This is a genomic window from Ferrovum myxofaciens, assembly GCF_000735045.1.
Taxonomy (GTDB): Bacteria; Pseudomonadota; Gammaproteobacteria; order Burkholderiales; family Ferrovaceae; genus Ferrovum; species Ferrovum myxofaciens.
Map to the genome: position 1 here is coordinate 1 of NZ_JPOQ01000100.1, position 2,295 is coordinate 2,295.

Consider the following 2,295-nt stretch of genomic DNA (forward strand, 5'->3'; position numbering starts at 1 on the left):
GGGAAACCAAAGACTCGCCCTTGAGGGGCTTGCCAGTCAAGTTCTTTGAGGGCGCTCAACCCCCATACCCTCATCTATTTTGCAAAAAACCGCCCAAACCACCCTCAAATAGATTGATCGCGCTCATCCCCCGTAAGGTGATGGCCAAAGCTTGGCTACCGGTGTTGCACGCCTGGTCGGCCAGCACTGGCAGGAACATGGTGAGGATCAGCAACCGGCTGATGGTTTCCTGGAAGTGGCCCACCACAGCGGCGGCGGCGAAGGCCGTGAGCAGGTTGATCTGGAGCCAGGGGTGACGGAGCCTCAGGCTCCGGACCCAGCGTGTGGCGGTGCGCTCCTCCTTTTCGACACCCACCATGGCGCCAGGTTGGAGGCTCAACTCGATTGACCGCTTTTGCTCCGCCACGATTTCATCGTAGAGGCGCTTGACCTCGTCACTTTGACGATGGATCAATGCGCGGCTTGCCTCCACTTCCTGAATCTTTTGTTCCAGTGTTTTGCTGTAGTTCTTCGCTTCCATGTGTAACAGGCGCACTTCCAGCATGTTATTGACGCGTGCCAGGACGTCGGCAAGGTCAAATGGCTTGCTGATGAAATCCTTCGCTCCGGCTTTTAAGGCGCGCAGTTTGTGATCCGGTTGGGCGGTAATGACGAGCACTGGAAGGTAGCCATTGGGTTCAATGGTCCGGAGTTCCTCCATCACATGGAATCCGTCCATGCCAGGCATTTGAAGATCGAGCAGGATCAAGTCGTAGTGGTTCTTGAGGTGAAGCGCGCAGACCTCGCCTGGATTCATCGTTGACGTAATGGCAACATAGCCGGCTCCGCGCAGCATCCGCTCGAGCAGAAGTGTATTGGCTTCCAGATCATCGACGATCAGGACTTTGCCATGAAGAATATCGGTTGGGCTGATCATGAGAATCGGTGCGTCTTATGTGTCATCATCAGAATGTTCTCTTGCAAATTCCAGCGCCAGATCCAGCGCTTCCATGAACTCATTAACCCGGATTGGTTTGGTTATATAGCGGAAAAATCCTGCTTTCATCCCTCTCTCGACATCAAGTGGCATTGCATTCGCACTGATGGCAATGACGGGGATGTGCGTCGTGGTTGGGTCCAAATGCAGGATTTTCAGGGCTTCTAATCCATTGATGCCGGGCAGATTAATGTCCATCAGGATCACATTTGGCTGGGATGAGCGAGCAATCTCTATGCCACTATTTCCATTTACAGCACTCATCAGACGAATATCCGGGTAGCGCGCGATGATTTGCTCAACCAGTTTCAGGTTCGCCGGGTTGTCCTCTACATAGAGCAAGGTATGTAGCCGGGTTCCACGAAGCACATGCGGTTCGGCCAGCGCTGCGGCATCTTCTCCTTCCATAGAAAGGTATGGTTCAGTATCCGAGGCGAGTTCAAACCAGAACACGCTTCCCATCCCGACGGTGCTTTCCACGCCGATCACTCCCCCCATCAGTTCAACCAGGCGCTTGCTCATCACCAGGCCGATGCCTGTGCCTTCCTCAGCACTGTTCTCTTGTCCAAGGCGATTGAATGGCTGAAAGAGTTGAGTCAATTTTTCCAGAGGTAATCCCGCGCCAGTATCCCTGATGCTAATGCGCGTGCGCTCTGGGGTCGCGGCACAGTCCACGATGACCGTTCCCTCCGGTTGGTTGTATTTGATCGCGTTGGAAAGGAGGTTGATGAGGACCTGTTTCAGCCGTGTTCGGTCGGCGCGAACAAAGTAAGAGTTGTCGAACTGAGGGAAAGTCAGTTTGATGCCATGTTTTTTCCCCTGCGGTCCGATCATGGCCTGGCATTCGAGCATGACTTCGGCCAGTGACACCGACTCCTCCGACAGCAACAACTTTCCGGATTCGATCACCGCGAGATCGAGGATCTCGTTGATCAACTCCAGCAGATACCAGCCCGCGTGCAGGATCTGGTCAATGCTTTCCTTCTGAGAAGGCGTTGCCGGTGGAGAATCGGTGTCCATCAACTGGGCAAAGCCAAGAATTGCATTGAGAGGGGAACGCAACTCATGGCTCATACTGGAAAGGAAGTTCGATTTTGCCAGGTTGGCTTTTTCTGCCACAAACTTGGCGTTCTTTAATGCAACATTCGTTTCCTGCAGTTCCTGGTCGAGACGTTTGCTTTCCGTGATATCACGGTGAGCGCGATCAATCTATTTGAGGGTGGTTTGGGCGGTTTTTTGCAAAATAGATGAGGGTATGGGGGTTGAGCGCCCTCAAAGAACTTGACTGGCAAGCCCCTCAAGGGCGAGTCTTTGGTTTC

At 53.5% G+C, this 2,295-nt stretch carries 1 protein-coding gene and 1 pseudogene; both read right to left on the reverse strand.

From position 1 onward, the window contains the following. Positions 1-70: 70 nt before the first annotated feature. A complete protein-coding gene (locus tag IV91_RS17330) occupies positions 71-916 on the reverse strand; it encodes a response regulator (protein ID WP_084190068.1) in 846 nt (281 codons plus the stop codon). A gap of 15 nt (positions 917-931) precedes the next feature. Then, positions 932-2,176, reverse strand: a pseudogene (locus IV91_RS15920) (hybrid sensor histidine kinase/response regulator); the annotation flags it as partial. Positions 2,177-2,295 lie beyond the last annotated feature (119 nt).